The organism is Streptomyces sp. NPDC048514 (genome assembly GCF_043199955.1).
In the GTDB taxonomy this organism is placed as follows: Bacteria; Actinomycetota; Actinomycetes; order Streptomycetales; family Streptomycetaceae; genus Streptomyces.
The window spans coordinates 414,023-430,199 of the sequence record NZ_JBICWT010000002.1; the positions used below are offsets into that span (position 1 = coordinate 414,023).

Here is a 16,177-nt window from a genome sequence, read left to right on the forward strand (position 1 = left end):
GCCGCCGTTGTCGCACCCCGCGCGCGTGCCGCACGGTGGCGGGGCACGCCCAGACGTTCCGAGACTGCGAGGTGGACCGTGAACGGCACCGCTGGCCCCGGCGGACAGCGTCGGCTGGGGAGATTCGGCGCGTCGTTGCTCCTGCTGGTGCCGCTGTTCGCGGTGACGGCCGCCTCCGGGCCGAGCAGCGCCGGACCCCGGCCGGAGACCACCGCCGCTCCCGCCACCCGGATCGCCTACGCGGGCACCGGACACCGCAGTCTCGGCCGGGTCGCCACCACCACCTCCAGCGAACCACTGTTCGGGGCCGGCCCGGCGCACTACGACGTCCAGCCGTCGGCGCTGGGCGAGACCACGGTGTTCGCGAGCCGCCGCGATGACAAGCGCCCGCAGATCTACCTGCGGGCCGCCGACGGTTCGGTGCGCAAACTGACCGACGGACGGGACGCGGCCCACCCCCGGCTGACCCCGGACGGCGCGGCGGTGGTGTTCGACTCGGCGGAGCCGGGCGGGCCCGGCGGCCGTACCCAGCGGGACCTGTGGCTGGTGCGCACCGACGGCACCGGCCTGACCCGGCTCACCGACACGCCGTCCGACGAGGAGTGCCCGACCGTGTCGGCCGACGGCCGGCGCCTGGCGTACGCCGGGAACGGTGATCCCTCGGCCGGGGAGCAGATCTATGTGCGGCCGCTGGCCGGGGGCGCCGCGACCCGGGTCACCGGGTCACTCGGCGGCGCGGCGACGGAACCCGTCTGGAACCCGGTGGACGACGCCGCGCACCGCGATCTCCTCGCCTACACCTTCACCGCCGACGCGGCGACGGGACCCCGGCTGCGGGTGACCGGCGGCCCGCAGGGGGACCAGCCACTTCTCACGGGCGCGCGGGCACAGTGGCGTACCCACGGGGCGGCCTGGCTGCCCGGCGGGGAGGACGTGCTGTTCCTCAGCCCGGACCGCACCTGTGAGTGCGAGGGCGGCTGGGACCATGTGTTCCGGGTGCCCGTGCGCTCGGAGCAGACCCCGGCTCTGGTGCTCAGCGAGGACCGGTCGGTCGGCTCGCCCACCTGGGTCGGCCCGCTGGACGGCGGCTACGTGGTGGTGGACCGGACCTCGGCGGACGGCCCGCACACGGTGACGCTGCAGGACGCCCGGGCCGACGGCGTGGACCCGCGCGATCTCGGGCTGCCGATCCTGAAGGAGGATCCGGCGGCCGACACCAACACCGATCCGGCGAAGGACCCGCTGTTCCGCCCCGCGTCCGGGTACGACCCGTGGACCGAGCGGCAGAACTACACGCCGGACGGCCGCCGTATCGTGGTCACCCGGTTCGAGGACGGTCCCGCCCGACGGATCGAACGGATCTGGACGGTGGACGCCGACGGCTCGAACCGGGCGGCGATGCCGCTCGCCGGACGCGGGCCGAACGACCGGGACACCGACCCGGCCTTCTCCCCCGACGGCAGGTACCTCGCCTTCACCCGGAACTCACCGGGCGGCGACGACTCCGCCTCGGATCGCGGGCGCATCCTGATCGCCGACGCCGCCACGGGCGCCGTCCTGCACGAGATCGTCCCGCCGGCCGGACAGCCGGCGGGTGGTGACGCCCAGCCCACCTGGTCGTCCGACGGCACCACCCTCGCCTTCACCCGCAACGCGGTGATCGACGGCGGGGGCGGCAACAAGCACATCTGGACCGTGCCCGTGAACGCCCTGGCCCGGCAGCGCGACCTGAGCGCGGCGATCTGCCCCGGCGCGTGCGCCGTCATCGACGACAGCCCCGCGTTCTCCCCGGACGGCCGCTCCATCGCGTTCAACCGCAAGAACGGCGCCGGCCGCGTCGACGAACGCAACGGCATCCTGCTCACGTCCGTGTCCGGCGACGACTGCCGGGTCCTGCTGCCCGAGGCGGCCCGCGGCACGGCCGACGCCTGCCGGCGGGAACTGCCCGACACCTCCGTCACCGGCCCGCACCAGCCGCGGGACGCGGCCTGGACGGCGGACGGCAGGGGCGTCGTCTTCAGCTCCCGCAACGGCCTGCCCCCCAACGCCCCCGAGAAACTGAGCGTCATGGACGTGGCGAGCGGCCGGCTGTCGCCGCTCACCGGCGAACTGCCGGGGCGGCAGAAGGAGCCCACCGTCCAGCAGTCGGTCGACCTCGCGGTACGGGCCCCGGGCACGGTTCCCGCGGTCACCGTCGGCAGGTCCACCGACATCCGCGTCGACGTCGTCAACCACGGACCGGCCGCCTCGCCGGGCACCCGGCTGACCGTCGCGCCGCCGGCCGGTGTGGACGTCACCGGGATCCGCCGGCCCGGCGGCACCTGCGACGCCGCCTCCCTCCAGTGCGACCTCGGGGTGGTACCGGCCGGCACGACCGTGCCGGTGACCGTGACGGTGACCGGCCGCGTCCCCGGCGACCGGCCGGTGGACTGGTCCGTCTCCGGCAGCGTCATCGACCCGCGGCCCGGCGACAACGCCGGCCGCACCGTGGTGCCGGTGCGCGAGGCCGCCCCGCCGACCCCCACCCCGTCGCCCCCGACGCCCCGCCCCACCCCGACGGTGCCCGCGCCGCCCGTCCCGCCGGTGCCGCCCGCGCCGAAGGCCGGCCCCGGAGTGCGGGTGACCGCCCAGCCCGAACCCGGCTACGTCGGCGGCCGGGTCGTGGTGACCTACACCGTGCGCAACGGCCGCAACGCGCTGGCCACCGGGCTGCGGCTGCGCATCGGACTGCCCGCCGGCATACCGAACGCCGGCCCGCCGGCGGGCTGCGACGCCTCGTGGGTGTGCGCCCTGGAGGACCTGGCGCCCGGCGCCGGCACGGTCGTACGGGTGGTGCTGTCCCCCGACCGGGCGCTGACCGGACGGGTCACCGGCGTCCTGACCACCACCGGGACGGACGCCGACCGGAGCGACAACACGGCACGCGCGAGGCTGCGGATCCTCCAGCCGCGGATCGTCGCCGTACCGCCGATCGGCAAGCCCGGCTTCGTCACCTCGGTGCGCGGCGAGGACTTCCCGCCGGGGGCGCCGGTGCGGCTCGCGTGGAAACCGGGGATCACCGCGGCGGCGGCACCGACCGTGCCGAAGCCGGACGGCACGTTCATCGGCCAGTTGCTGATCCTGGCGAAGGACCAGACGGGACCGCGCACCATCACCGCGCGCGGCCCGGGGTTCTCGCCCGTGAAGACCGACTTCCTGGTGGTGAACGGAAGCGTGCAGCCACCGGACGAGGTGACCCGCCGGTGATCCACGAGGTCGACGAAGCACTGCGCGGCCTGCTCGGCGAGTCCGGACTGGAGGCGTCCGGCGTCGAGGTCGCCTTCGATGCCCCCACCCGCGACTGGGCGGCGCGCCGCAACGCCCCCACGGTCTGCCTGTTCCTGTACGACATCCGCGAGGACGCCACCCGGCGGGGCAGCGGCGCCGGAGAGGTCCACGACGCGGAGGGGCATGTCGTGGCGCGACGCGCCCCGCCCCGCTGGTTCGAGTTGACGTACCTGGTCACGGCGTGGGCGAGCCGCCCGCAGGACGAACACCGGCTGCTGTCGCAGGTGCTGGCGACGCTGGTCGCCGCCGACACCCTGCCCGCGCGGCTGCTGACGGGCACGCTCGCCGAACTCGGCCTGACCGTCGCCCTGGACACCGCCGGGGCCACGCTGAACGCACCGGCCGCCGCCGATGTGTGGTCGGCGCTCGGCGGCGAGCTGAAGGCGTCGCTGGGCGTGCGGGTGCGCGCGCCGCTGGCCGGCGTGAGCAGGGCCGCGGCACCGCCGGTGACCGAGGGGCTCGTGATCCGCTCCGCCGCCCGGCAGCCCGACGGCGCCCCGGCGCCGGGGCGCCGGCTGCGGTACGAGGGGGTGAGCGACCCGGGTCCCGACGGCTTCGCCGGCCGGCGTGAGCGCCGGCCCGCCCCCGCCCGCCGTCGCCGAGGAGACCGACAACCATGATCCACCCCACCGGAACCGACACCCCGGACCTCGCCCACCCGACCACCTCCACCGAGCCGAAACCCACCGGCACCCCCGACGCTTCGGCACCGTCAGGCACCACCGACACTTCGGCACCGTCAGGCACCACCGACACTTCGGCGCCGTCCGGCACCACCGACACTTCGGCACCGTCCGGCACCACCGACACTTCGGCGCCGTCCGGCACCACCGACGCCTCGGGGCTGCCCGGCACCCCCGGCACGCCACCAACCGCCGACACCCGCGCCGTCACCGGCACCTCCGGCGCGTCAGGGGGCTCCGACACCCTCGGCACGGCCCGCTACAGCCAGGGCGGCAGCGGCAGCGCGGTCCACACCACCGACGCCTCGGGGCCGTCCGGCACCCCCGGCACGCCACCAACCGCCGACACCCGCGCCGTCACCGGCACCTCCGGCGCGTCAGGGGGCCCCGACACCCTCGGCACGGCCCACTACAGCCAGGGCGGCGGCGGCAGCGGGGTCCGCACCGCCGACGCCTTCGATGACCCGGGAGGCCTCGCAGGGGCCGCCGGTGGCGCGTACGCGGGGGGCGGTGTGGATGCCCTGTGGTCCCGGCTGCGGATGGTCGAGGCGCGGGTGCGGTTCGCGGTGGCGGGCCGGCGCGCGGTCGACCCGGACCCCGACGATCCCTACCGGGGCCAGTACCTGTCCCCGGAGGCGGCAGAGCGGATCATGGCGGAGCGCGGCGGCCTCGGCGTACCGGGGTACGAGCCGCTGCCGCCGCCCGCCGGTTCCGTCCTCGGCACGCTCGCCGAGCGGTTCGGCCTGACGCCACTGGACACGGATCTGCTGCTGGTCGCCCTGGCACCGGATCTGGATCCCCGGTTCGAGCGGCTCTACGGCTATCTGAACGACGACCTGACCCGCCGTCGCCCGACCGTCGCTCTGGCCCTGGAACTGTGCGGGCTCGCGGCGGCGTCGGCCGCCCGGTTCCGCCTCTCCCCCGGAGCACCACTGATCGCGGGCGGTCTGGTGGAGGTGACCGAACCGGACCGGCCACCTCTTTCGCGGGTGCTGGCCGTCCCGGACCGGGTCACCGCGCATCTGCTGGGCGCTGCCGAGCCGGACGCCCGGCTCGCCCACGTGATCGGCGAGGCCGGCGAGGACCCCACCGCCGAGACCGCGGACGTCCACCGGGCGGCCGGCGCGGCCCGCTCCGGAACGGGCCTGGTACACCTGCTCGCCCGCGGCGGTGACGCCCCGGGCCTCGCCGCCGCCGCCCTGCACGCGGCCGGACTGCGCCCGCTGGTCCTGGACGCCGCGGCACTCGCCCGGCGCTCCGGCGACGTTCCCGCGCTCGCCCGGGTGGCGGCGCTGGAGGCCCGGCTGACCGGAGCCGGCGTCATCCTCGGCCCGCTGGAGGCGCTGCCCCCGGAACCGGCGGAACGAGCCCACCGGATCGGCGAGTTGTGCGCCGCTCTGCGCGGCACGCCGTTGTTCGTCCACGGCACGGAGAGCTGGGACACGGCGTGGGCTGCCGACACCCCGGTCGTCCTCCCGGTGCTCCCGCCCTCGCCCGCCCGGCAGGCCGCGCGCTGGCGGCACGCCCTCGACCGGGCCGGCGCCGACGGCATCGCACCCGATGCGGTGGCCGGGCTCGCCCGGGCGGTCGCCGCGCACCGCCTCGACGGCGGACAGCTGCGCCGCGCCGCCACGGCGGCGGCACGCGGAGCCGAACTGGCCGGCCGCCAGGTCACCGCCGACGATCTGCGGTCCGCCGTGCGGGCGCAGAACGGCGCGGGGCTCGCCCGGCTGGCCCGCAGGGTGGAGCCGGGTGTCGGCTGGGACGACCTGGTGCTGTCCCCGCCGACCCACCGCAGACTGCGCGAACTCGCGGTCCGCGCCCGCCATCGCGAGCAGGTGCTCGGGCAGTGGCGGATGCGCCCGGGCGGCGGCCGGGGGCGCGGGGTGATCGCGCTGTTCGCGGGCGAGTCGGGCACCGGCAAGACCATGTCCGCCGAGGTGGTCGCCGCGGACCTCGGCATGGATCTGTACGTGGTCGACCTGTCCACGGTCGTCGACAAGTACGTCGGTGAGACCGAGAAGAACCTGGAACGCATCTTCACCGAGGCGTCCGCGGTCAACGCGGTGCTGCTGTTCGACGAGGCCGACGCGATCTTCGGCAAGCGCTCCGAGGTCAAGGACGCGCACGACCGGCACGCCAACATCGAGTCGGCCTATCTGCTGCAGCGCATGGAGTCCTTCGACGGGATCGCCGTGCTGACGACCAATCTCCGGGCCAACCTGGACGAGGCGTTCACCCGGCGGCTGGACGTGGTCGCCGACTTCCCGGTGCCGGACGCCACCCAGCGGCTGGCGCTGTGGGACCGGTGTCTGGGTGAGCGTCTGCCGCGGGCCGGCGACCTGGACCTCGGGTTCTGTGCGGACCGCTTCGAACTGGCCGGCGGCTCGATCCGGGCCTGCGCGGTGACCGCCGCCTACCTCGCGGCGGAGTCCGCCGAGCCGCTCACCATGCGGCAGTTGATGACGGCGGTGGCACGGGAGTACCGCAAGCTCGGGCGGCTGGTCCTGGAGAGCGAGTTCGGTCCGTGGACGCAGGAGGCACTGGCCGCGGGCTGAACAGCCCGCGCGCACACCACCACGCGGGCACCCCCGCTCGGCATCCCCGCTCGGGCGGGGCGGCCGTAGGGTCCTCGCGGGCGTCCGGAAAGGCAGCGTGATTGCCCCCGGCAAGGTCCGCCCGCCCCTGTCGCCGCCCCGGACGGGCCTCGGAGACTCGGCATCGACGCAGGTGACCCGAAGGAACACGAAGGAGCGAGCATGCCGACGTACCTCACCCCGGGCGTGTACGTGGAGGAGGTGCAGTCCGGTGCCCGCCCGATCGAGGGGGTCGGCACCGCCGTCGCCGCGTTCGTCGGGTTCGCCCAGACCGGGCCGTTCCACGAGCCGACCCTGGTGACCAACTGGGACCAGTACACCCAGCTGTTCGGTGGCTTCACCGAGGGCACCTATCTGGCGCACGCCGTGTACGGCTACTTCTCCAACGGCGGTGGCGCGGCCTACGTGGTGCGGATCGGCGGGTCCGCCGAGGACTCCGCCGCCCCGGCGGCCGGCACCGGCCGGCCCTCCCCGGAGGCCCGGGCGGTCGAGCCCGTGGCGCTCGGCGGGTTCCTGATCACGGCCCGGCCCGGCGCCACCGGAGTGTCCGTGGAGATCGCCGACCCCGACGGCGAGAACCCGCCGGAGGACCGCTTCAAGCTGCTGGTCCGCCAGGGCGACCAGGTGGCCGAGACGTACGACGTCTCCACCCGCAAGAACGTCAAGGGGTACGTGGTCGGCCAGGTCCGTGCCTCCAAACTGATCGAGGTCACCGAGCAGCGCGAGGCCGCCCAGATCCGCCCCGCCGCCCAGACCGTCGCCGTACCCGACGCACCGGCTTCGCCCGCGGCGCCCGCCTCCGGCGAGGTGGCCCGGCTCGACCCGGCCGAGTACGTCGGCGACGCCTCGGCCCGCACGGGGTTCTCCGGACTCGAGGCCATCGACGAGATCACCATGGTCGCGGTCCCGGACCTGATGGGCGCCTACCAGCGCGGCGACATCGACGCCGAAGGCGTGCGCACCGTGCAGCTCGCGGTGATCTCCCACTGCGAGCAGATGGGCGACCGGGTGGCGGTCCTGGACACTCCGCCCGGCCTCACCGCGCAGCAGGTGCGGAACTGGCGCAACGACGAGGCGGGCTACGACTCGCGGTACGCCACCGTCTACTACCCGTGGGTGCGGGTCTTCGACCCCGCGGCCGGCCGCAACACCACGATCCCGCCGAGCGGTCACATCGCGGGCGTGTGGGCGCGCAGCGACGCCGAGCGCGGGGTGCACAAGGCACCCGCCAACGAGGTGATCCGGGGCGCGGTGGACCTGGAGGTCCGGCTCAGCAAGGGCGAGCAGGACCTGCTCAACCCGATCGGCGTGAACTGCGTACGGGCCTTCCCGGGCCGCGGCATCCGGGTGTGGGGCGCCCGCACCCTGTCCTCGGACCCGGCCTGGCGCTATCTGAACGTCCGGCGCCTGTTCAACTACCTCGAGGAGTCCATCCTGCTGGGCACCCAGTGGGTGGTCTTCGAGCCGAACGACGACCGGCTGTGGTCGAGCATCCGGCGCAACGTCACCGCGTTCCTCAGCGAGGAGTGGCGGCGGGGTGCGCTCTTCGGCCGCACCGCCGACGAGGCGTTCTACGTGAAGTGCGACCGCGACAACAACCCGCAGGCGTCCATCGACCAGGGCCGGGTGGTCTGTGAGATCGGCGTCTCGCCGGTCAAGCCCGCCGAGTTCGTGGTGTTCCGGCTGGCCCAGTTCTCCGACAGCACCAGCCTCATCGACGAGTGACCCGCGGGTCGGCAAGGAAAGGTGACAGACAGTCATGGCAACGGGCGATGCGCTTTCCACCCACGTCTTCGGCGTGCAGCTCGGCGGATACCTCGTCGAGTCGATCCAGGAGATCAGCGGTCTGACCGTCGAGGAGGAGGTCGTCGAGGTCAAGCAGGTCAGCGCCGAGGGCAAGCAGATCATCCGCAAGCAGCCCGGCGCCCGGCAGGCCGGTGAGATCACGATCACCAGGGGGCTCGACCAGAGCAGCGAGTTCACCAAGTGGATCAAGGAGACGCTGAACAACGGCGCCGTGAACTCCGCTCGGCAGAACCTCACCATCGAGATCAAGGACTCCGAGGGCAACACGGTCCGCCGTATCCAGCTGATGCAGGGCTGGGCGTCCAAGTGGGAGGGCCCGTCGCTGAAGGCGGGCGAGTCCTCCCCCGCCACCGAGTCCGTCACGATCGTGTTCGAGGAGATCGTGGTCGAATGAGGCGCCGTACGGTCACGGCGGGCAGCCTGGAGGAGATCCTCGAGGTGACGGCGCCCGCCCCCGCCCCCGAGCAGCAGGCGCAGGCAGCGGCCGGCCGCCCGGCGTCCCGTCAGGAGCACGGGCTGCGCACGGAGTTCGAGTTCGAACTGCCCCGCGGGTACGTGGACGAGGAGGGCACCGTGCACCGGCACGGCACGATGCGCCTCGCCACCGCCCGGGACGAACTGCGGCCGCAGATCGACCTTCGGGTCAAGGAGAATCCCGCGTACCTGAGCGTGGTGCTGCTGAGCCAGGTGATCACCCGGATCGGCGGCGTCACCGATGTGCACGCCGGGGTCGTGGAACGGATGTACGCCACCGATGTGGCGTTCCTCCAGGACTTCTACCGCCGCGTCAACAGCGAGGGGCACACCCGCGCCGCGGTGACCTGTCCGCACTGCGAGGGCGCCTTCGAGGTGGATCTCTCGGGTGGGCGCCTGGGGGAATCGTGACGTACGCGCTCCCCCGGCTCCGGGAGGAAATCGCGTACGTCGCCTACCACTTCCACTGGCAGCGCGAGGAGATCCTCGACCTCACCCACGCCGAACGCCGGCAGTGGGTGTCCGAGATCGCCCGCATCAACACCCGTATGAACGAGGGTGGTTGACCTCATGGCAAGGTGGGGCGTACGACGCCGCCGGGTCACCCCGGGCACGGCCGGGTCCGGGGCGGGCCGTGCGACTGGGTCCGGTGCGGCCGGAACCGGTGCGGCCGGGTCCGATGCGGCCGCGGTCGGATCCGGTGCGGCCGGATCCGGTGCGGCCGGATCCGGTGCGGTCGCGGCCGGGTCCGGTGCGGCCGGGCCCCGTGCGGCCCGTTCCGGTCTCGCCGGCACCGGGGCCGGCTCCGGGGCCGCCGGTGCGGCCGGTCCGGGAGCCGCCCGTGCGACCGTGCCGCGAGACTGGGACGGCGGCTGGCGCCACGCCCCGCCACCGGTACTGACCGTGGCCCGCGCACCGCTCGGCGTCAGCGACGGACTCGCCTTCCGCTCGGGCCTCGCCTCCTGGCAGGACCCCTCCTTCGACGCGGGCCTCGGCCATGCCCTGCTGCCCTCCGCCCCGCCCGGCCTGGTCCATGGAGTGACCCGACCGGCCGGTCCGCGCGCCGCTCGTGCCGACGGCGGCGGACCCTTGCTGCTGCGGGTGCCCCGCCCGGACGCCCAGGACACCGCCGGGACCGGTACCGCCGCCGATGCGGGAGGGGCGTCCGACTCGCACGGGACCCGATCGCGGCGTACGGGCGACACTGCCGACAACCATGTTGCCGATGCGACGAGTCCGGCCGCCGCGACGCCCTCCGGACCGGCCGGGCGCGCCCGCACGTCGGTCGCCCCCTCGCTCCAGCGCTCCACGGCGACCCCGCCCAGCCGGGCGCTCACCACGGCCGCCGACGCCCTCGGGTCCCTCACCGCACCGGCGGCAGCCGTCCGGCGGGACGCCGCCGATCCGCCCGGCCAGGTGGTTCACCCCGACAGCCCCGCTCACCCGGCGGCCGGTTCCGGGATTCCGCTGGTACGACGGATCGCCGTGGTGCCGGGCTCCGTCGCCGGTGCGCCCGTGGCCCCGGGCATGTCAGGGGCCACGGGCGAAGGCACGGCCGGCCGTCGTACGGCGCCCGGGGACGGAACCGCCAACCGGCCGGGCACCGCGCGGAAGGGACCGGCCGCGTCGGACGCGGCGGTCCAGCGCACCGCCGCACCGGGCGAGTCCGCCCGACGCGGGCACACCGACGCCGTCCGCCCGCGTGCGCTCGGCCCCGCGCTGACCGCGGCCCGGCGGACACCCGGACCGCTGCGCCGGATCACGGCACTGCGGCCCACCGGCCGGCCGAGCCCGGCTCCTGAGCCGGCCTCGCCGCCGGACACCGGCTCGGCGCCGAAGGCCGCCACCGCCACCGGCACCGGCACCGGCACCGGCACCGGGACTCAAGGCGGCGAGGGGCCCGCGTCACGGGTACAGCGGTCCGCCTCTCCGGCGCGCCCCGGCGCTCGCCCGCCCCTGGGCGAGCCGATCAGTGAACTTCCGTCCACCGCAAGGCCGGTGTATCCGAGCGGACCGGACACGGCCGCCCCTGCCGGCGCCCGGCCGACGGCCGGGGCGGCCCCGGCGCTGCCGACCCTGCAGCGCCGGGCGGACACCACCGGCTCCGCGACGGGCCCCCGTGCCGGGGAAATCGAGACGGGCCGGAGTGCCGCTGGCCCGACGGTCCGGAGCGGTGCGCCGGGACCGGCCGCCCCTGCGACCCCTACCTCCCCCTCGGCTACCTCTCCGACTACCTCTCCCTCGACACGACGCGCACCGGCACGCCCGGGAACGCCGTCCGACTCGGCATCCGGTTCGCCGTCCCGTTCGGCATCCGATTCGCCCGTCGGTGCTCGTGCCAGGGGCGGTCTGGGAGAACCGTTGCGTGCGCTGCCACCGACCGCCGGTCCGCCGCCACCGGCGAGCACCGACGGCCGGGCCGCCCCTTCCGGTACCCCCGGCCGGTCGACCGGCCGTCCCGGCACGACGGCACACCCCCTCGCCGGGGCGGCCGGCTCCCCCGCCGCGGGGCGCCCGGCGGCGCCGGACGTCCAGCGCGCCCCGGCACGTCCGGAAGGCGCCGCGGCGGACGTCCAGCGCGCCCCGGTGCGCCCGGCCGGTGCCGCCGCGGACGGGTCCACGGGCGGTTCCGTGTCTCCTGCCGGTGGCGCGCCCCTGCTGGGCGGGGCGAACACCGCCCAGCGGGCGACGGCGGCCGGTCCCTCTCCCGCCGGGGGCGGCGTCTCCCCTTCGGCCGCGGCCATCGCGGCCTCGTCCCCCGGCGCCGCCCAGGCTCCCGCCACGCCACTGGTGTCACCGGGCGGCCCCTGGCAGGCGCCATCGGCCGCCGCCGCTCCCGGCCCCGTTCAGCGCGCCGTCACACCAGGGCACCCGGCTCATGCCGCACAACGCCCGGTCGCACCAGAGCAGTCGGCTCATGCCGCACAACGCCCGGTCGCACCGGAGCAGTCGGCCCATTCCGCACAACGCCCGGTCGCACCCGCGGACTCTGCCGGTCCCGTGCAGCGCGCGGTCGTATCGAAGCACTCGGCCGGTCCCGTGCAGCGCACACTCGTTCCGGGGTCCCCGGCGCCCGTGGCCGACGGGCGTACGGCACTTGGCGGGGCGGCCGGCCCGTACGGAGGGCAGGCGGCCGGCGCCGTCTTAGGCGGGGCGACCGCGCCGGGGCCCGTCGTCGCGGCCCGGGCCGTCCCCGACGCCGGCCGTGGACCGGACACCGCTGTTCCGCGGCCGCCCGCGGTCACGGGCCCGCAGCCGTATGCCGCCGGGCGGGGGCCGGACACCGTCCAGCGGTCCGCGGTGCGCTCCGCGCCGGCGTCACCGCGTACGCTCGCGCTGCTCGCCGCGCGCCCGCTCACCGTCGGCACGCGCGCTCCGGAGGGCATGACGCCGCCTGTGGCCGGCCATGCCGCCGGGCGACCCGTCGTAGCCGCGTCCTGGCGTCGTGAACCGGACCATACGACCGATGCGCGGCACGCGCCGGCGGCGGGTGCCGCCCTGCAGCGGGCCGCGGCCGCCGGGTTCCCCGGGGGCGGTGCGGCCGTGCAACCGGCCGCTGTCGGGCCCGGATTCTCCGAGGCGGCCCGGGCGCGGCCGCCCGCCCCCGGTCCGGCGGCGGGCGCGGACAGCCCGCCGCCGGTCGCCGCCCGTCGCCCGGCGTCGCCCCGGGCGGTCCCCGTGGTACGGCCGAACGCGCCGGTCCAGCGGACGGCGGCCGGCGCGGACGCGGTGACGGGTACGACCGTGCTGCCGGTCACCGATCCGCAGCCCTCTCCGCTCCCCGGCCGCCCGGGTCTCCCGGCGACGCCCGGCCACGCGACACCCGGCCATGGGGTATCCGGCCCACCCGTGCCCGTGGTCCGCGCCGTCCCCGCGGCGCCGGCCGGGCGTACCGACGGTGCGCCGAGGCCGGCAGTGCAGCGGGAGGTCTCCGGAGCGGGCGGGCGGCGGCGGGCGGCCTCCGCACCGCCCGTGGCCGCGAAACCGCCCGGGAGGGCCCCCGCGAGGGAGACCGCCCGGCCGGGGGCGCCGCAGGAGCCCGGGATCGACCTGGACGACCTGGCGCGCCGCCTGCTGGAGCCGGTGTCCCGGCTGCTCCGCGCCGACCTGCGGCGCGGCAGGGAACGCGCGGGCCGCCCCTACGACGGACGCCGCTGAGAACAGGGAACGGATGACCAACGGATGACGGACAACATCTTCGCCACGAGCGTGTTCTTCCGGCTCGCGATCGGCGGCAACGACCTGGGGGCCTTCCACACCTGCTCCGGCATGGGAGCGGAGGTGGAGATGGAGAGCTACGCCGAGGGCGGCAACAACGGCTTCACCTGGCAGCTGCCCGGCCGCGTCACCTGGTCGAACATCACGCTCACCCGGCCGGTCACCGCCGACACGGCGAAGATCGGCCGCTGGCTCGACGAGCTGCTTCGCCGCGTCGAGCCCAAGGACGGGGAGATCGTGGCGCTGAAACCGGATCTGAGCCGGATCATCAGCTGGCAGGTGCTCGGCATCGTGCCGGTGAGGTGGCAGGGGCCGTCCTTCGACCCGTCCTCCTCCGAACCGGCGGTGGAGACGCTGGAGATCGCCCACGAGGGGCTGCGCCCCTCCTGACGTCCGGCGGCCCGCCACCGGTGAACGGCCGCCCCCGGTGACCCCCCACCCGATCCGTACGGAAGGAGCCCCCCGGTATGTCCTCTGCCGCCCGCACCAGCCGGGCCAGGGCCCAGCTGACCCTGAAGGAACCGCCGGCCACGGTGGGTGCGAAGCCCGGCGGGACCATCGCGCGGCTGAACCTGCAGTTCAACCCGACCACGCTCGAACTGCGCAAGACCACCGCGTGGCGGCGCAGTCCGTCGCGCATGGCGGGGCAGTCGGCGCTGCCCGAGTTCGTGGGCAGCGGGCCCCGCGAGCTGAGCCTGGAGGTGTTCCTCGACGCGACCTCGACGCACGACAACTCGGTGGAGCAGGCGGTCGAGAAGCTGATGAAGGCGTGCGTGCCGACGCCTGCGAGTCTCGCGCGGAAGAAGCCGGCCAGTCCGTGGGTCCGGTTCGAGTGGGGCACCGCCCGGACCACGTCGTTCGACGGGGTGCTGTCGAGTCTGTCGGTGACGTACTCGCTGTTCGACGTGGACGGCAGACCGCTGCGGGCGACCTGCGCGCTGTCGGTGGAGGAGGCGAGCGTCGACCCGCCCGGCCAGAACCCCACCTCCGGCGCGCGTACGGCGCGCAGCACGCACACGGTGGTGGCCGGGGACAGCCTGGCACTGCTGGCCTGGCGTGAGTACGGCGACGCGACCGCCTGGCGGGTCATCGCCGAGGCGAACGGGATCGACGACCCGATGTCCCTGGTGCCGGGCACCGAACTGGTGGTGCCCGCCCTGGGGGACACGGGCGGTGAGGAGGAGCGGTGACCACACCCGAGGCACGCGGCGGACGGTCGTTCGCGGCGGATCCCGTCGTGGAGGCGCCCGGCGAGCTGTCGCAGATCTGGGCCGCGCAGCTGGTGGGCTGCGTGGTGGACGAGAACGTGGGCCTGCCGGATTCCGCGGTGCTCACCTACCGCGATCCCGACCACGAGTTCCTGAAGTCGACCGGAATCACCCTCGGCACGCCCCTGCGGGTGTCGGTGGTGACGGTCGCCGGGCAGACGCGCGAGCGGCTGTTCGCCGGCGAGGTCACCGGGGTGGAGATCGACCGGGACGGCACCGGGTCCTTCACGGTCGTACGCGCCTATTCCAAGGCGCACCGGCTCCAGCGGGGCCGGAAGGTGGTGGCGTACCGGAACATGACGGCCGCCGCCATCGTCCGCAAGGTGGCCGCCGGGGCGGGCCTGCCCTGCGGGAAGGTGGAGGCGGCGCCGGTCACCTACAGGCAGCTGTCGCAGGCGAACGTCTCCGACTGGGACTTCCTGCAGTACCTCGCGGGCGAGAGCGGTGCGCAGGTGCGGGTCGACGACAAGGGGGTGCTGCAGTTCACCCGGCCCGACAAGGCGTCCGGTGCGCCGGCACCGTCGACGCCGGCCACGCAGAACCCCATGGTGCTGGAGTACGGGCGGAACCTGCTGGCCCTGCGTGCCTCGCTGTCGGGCGCGGACGGCGCCGGCTCCGTCGAGGTACGCGGATGGAACACCGCCACCAAGACGCCGCTGGTGGCCCGCGCCCCGTCGGTGACCAGCGAGACGGTGCTGCCGGGGCTGAGTCCCGCGCTGGCCTCCCGGTTCGGGGCGGCGGCCAAGCTGACCGTCACGGACACGCCGTACCGCACCCAGGCCGAGACGACGGCGGTCGCGAAGGCCACGGCGGCGCAGGTGAGTTCCGGGTTCGGCGAGCTGGAGGCGGTGGCCGAGGGCAATCCGCGGCTGCGGGCGGGCCTGCCGGTCGCGCTCGGCAACGTGGGGCAGGCGTTCTCCGGCCGGTACACGGCTACGGCGGTGCAGCACAGCCTGGAGCCGCACGGCGGCTACCGGACGACGGTGTGGGTCAGCGCCAGCCCGGACCGGTCGCTGGCGGGCCTGGTGACCGGTGCGAACGCGCCGGGCCGCGGTCCGCGCATCCCGGGCCTGGCGATCGGTGTGGTGACCGACGTGCGGGAGCCGGGCGGCGCCCAGAGCGGTGGGGTCAGGCTCAGGTTCCCCTGGCTGGACGACACCTATGTGACCGACTGGGTGCGGACCGTGCAGTGGGGCGGCAAGGGCGGCGGAGGCGTGGTGAGCCCGGAGGTCAACGACGAGGTGCTGGTCGGCTTCGAACAGGGCCTGCTGGACAGCCCGTACGTCATCGGCGGTCTCTACAACGGCGTGGACAAGCCGTCGCGGCACGACGTCCCGCTGGTCGACGCGACCAGCGGCAAGGTCAACCGCCGTTCGGTGGTGTCGCGTTCGGGTCATCGGGTGGAGCTGCTGGACGCCCGCGCCCCGGGCCCGTCGGGGGTGCGGCTGCGCACCGCGGACGAACGGCTCGAGGTGGTGCTCAACGACCGTACGAACACCATCGAGATGACGGTGTTCGCCGCCGCCGGCGGCCGCAGCCCGCTGTCCTCGATCGTGCTGAACCAGCGGGGCATCACGCTCGACGCGGGGACGGGCAAGGTCCTGCTGAAGGGCGGCGCCGTGGAGGTCGACGGCACCACGGCCGTCAAGGTGCGGGGCCGGACCGTGGGGGTCACCGGGCAGGCGAACCTCACGCTCGACGGCGGCCTGCTGGGGGTGCTGAAGGCAAACCTCGTACGCATCAACTGAAGCGCGCCGCCGGCGTGCCGGCCCCCGTCCCCGTCCCTGCCCATCACCCCCTAGCC

At 75.4% G+C, this 16,177-nt stretch carries 11 protein-coding genes; all 11 read left to right on the top strand.

Going from position 1 to position 16,177, the window contains the following annotated elements; genetic code table 11:
- The first annotated feature begins 78 nt into the window (after positions 1-78).
- The 11 genes from ACGFT2_RS04690 (at position 79) to ACGFT2_RS04740 (ending at position 16,121) form a co-directional block, all read left to right on the top strand.
- Positions 79-3,246, top strand: a complete 3,168-nt coding sequence (locus ACGFT2_RS04690) for a TolB family protein (RefSeq protein ID WP_393273455.1) — start codon at positions 79-81, stop codon at positions 3,244-3,246.
- Positions 3,243-3,947, top strand: a complete 705-nt coding sequence (locus ACGFT2_RS04695; RefSeq protein ID WP_393273457.1) for a DUF4255 domain-containing protein — start codon at positions 3,243-3,245, stop codon at positions 3,945-3,947. Before ACGFT2_RS04690 ends, ACGFT2_RS04695 begins: the two co-directional genes overlap by 4 nt.
- A gap of 602 nt (positions 3,948-4,549) precedes the next feature.
- On the top strand, positions 4,550-6,568 hold the full coding sequence (locus tag ACGFT2_RS04700; RefSeq protein WP_393273887.1) for an ATP-binding protein: 2,019 nt from the start codon (positions 4,550-4,552) through the stop codon (positions 6,566-6,568).
- A gap of 201 nt (positions 6,569-6,769) precedes the next feature.
- Positions 6,770-8,332, top strand: coding sequence for a phage tail sheath family protein (locus ACGFT2_RS04705; RefSeq protein WP_393273459.1), 1,563 nt, complete (start codon positions 6,770-6,772; stop codon positions 8,330-8,332).
- Positions 8,333-8,366: 34 nt separating this feature from the next.
- Complete coding sequence (locus ACGFT2_RS04710; RefSeq protein WP_353602938.1) at positions 8,367-8,807, top strand: phage tail protein; 441 nt, start codon at positions 8,367-8,369, stop codon at positions 8,805-8,807.
- Positions 8,804-9,298 carry a hypothetical protein gene (locus tag ACGFT2_RS04715; RefSeq protein ID WP_393273461.1) on the top strand — a complete coding sequence of 165 codons (495 nt, stop codon included), beginning with the start codon at positions 8,804-8,806 and terminating at the stop codon, positions 9,296-9,298. Before ACGFT2_RS04710 ends, ACGFT2_RS04715 begins: the two co-directional genes overlap by 4 nt.
- On the top strand, positions 9,295-9,453 hold the full coding sequence (locus ACGFT2_RS04720; RefSeq protein ID WP_393273462.1) for a DUF6760 family protein: 159 nt from the start codon (positions 9,295-9,297) through the stop codon (positions 9,451-9,453). Before ACGFT2_RS04715 ends, ACGFT2_RS04720 begins: the two co-directional genes overlap by 4 nt.
- A gap of 3,406 nt (positions 9,454-12,859) precedes the next feature.
- A complete protein-coding gene (locus ACGFT2_RS04725) occupies positions 12,860-13,045 on the top strand; it encodes a hypothetical protein (protein ID WP_393273463.1) in 186 nt (61 codons plus the stop codon).
- Positions 13,046-13,069: 24 nt separating this feature from the next.
- On the top strand, positions 13,070-13,495 hold the full coding sequence (locus ACGFT2_RS04730) for a phage tail protein (protein WP_393273464.1): 426 nt from the start codon (positions 13,070-13,072) through the stop codon (positions 13,493-13,495).
- 77 nt (positions 13,496-13,572) lie between these two features.
- Entirely contained in the window at positions 13,573-14,295 is a 723-nt protein-coding gene (locus tag ACGFT2_RS04735; protein WP_393273465.1) for a LysM peptidoglycan-binding domain-containing protein, read from the top strand.
- Positions 14,292-16,121, top strand: a complete 1,830-nt coding sequence (locus tag ACGFT2_RS04740) for a VgrG-related protein (protein WP_393273467.1) — start codon at positions 14,292-14,294, stop codon at positions 16,119-16,121. Before ACGFT2_RS04735 ends, ACGFT2_RS04740 begins: the two co-directional genes overlap by 4 nt.
- Positions 16,122-16,177 lie beyond the last annotated feature (56 nt).

Excerpts from the sequence above, each read along its gene's own strand:
- ACGFT2_RS04700 (WP_393273887.1), top strand. The coding sequence starts at position 4,550 with ATGGTCGAGGCGCGGGTGCGGTTCGCGGTGGCGGGCCGGCGCGCGGTC.
- ACGFT2_RS04705 (WP_393273459.1), top strand. The coding sequence starts at position 6,770 with ATGCCGACGTACCTCACCCCGGGCGTGTACGTGGAGGAGGTGCAGTCC.
- ACGFT2_RS04710 (WP_353602938.1), top strand. The coding sequence starts at position 8,367 with ATGGCAACGGGCGATGCGCTTTCCACCCACGTCTTCGGCGTGCAGCTC.
- ACGFT2_RS04715 (WP_393273461.1), top strand. The coding sequence starts at position 8,804 with ATGAGGCGCCGTACGGTCACGGCGGGCAGCCTGGAGGAGATCCTCGAG.
- ACGFT2_RS04730 (WP_393273464.1), top strand. The coding sequence starts at position 13,070 with ATGACGGACAACATCTTCGCCACGAGCGTGTTCTTCCGGCTCGCGATC.
- ACGFT2_RS04735 (WP_393273465.1), top strand. The coding sequence starts at position 13,573 with ATGTCCTCTGCCGCCCGCACCAGCCGGGCCAGGGCCCAGCTGACCCTG.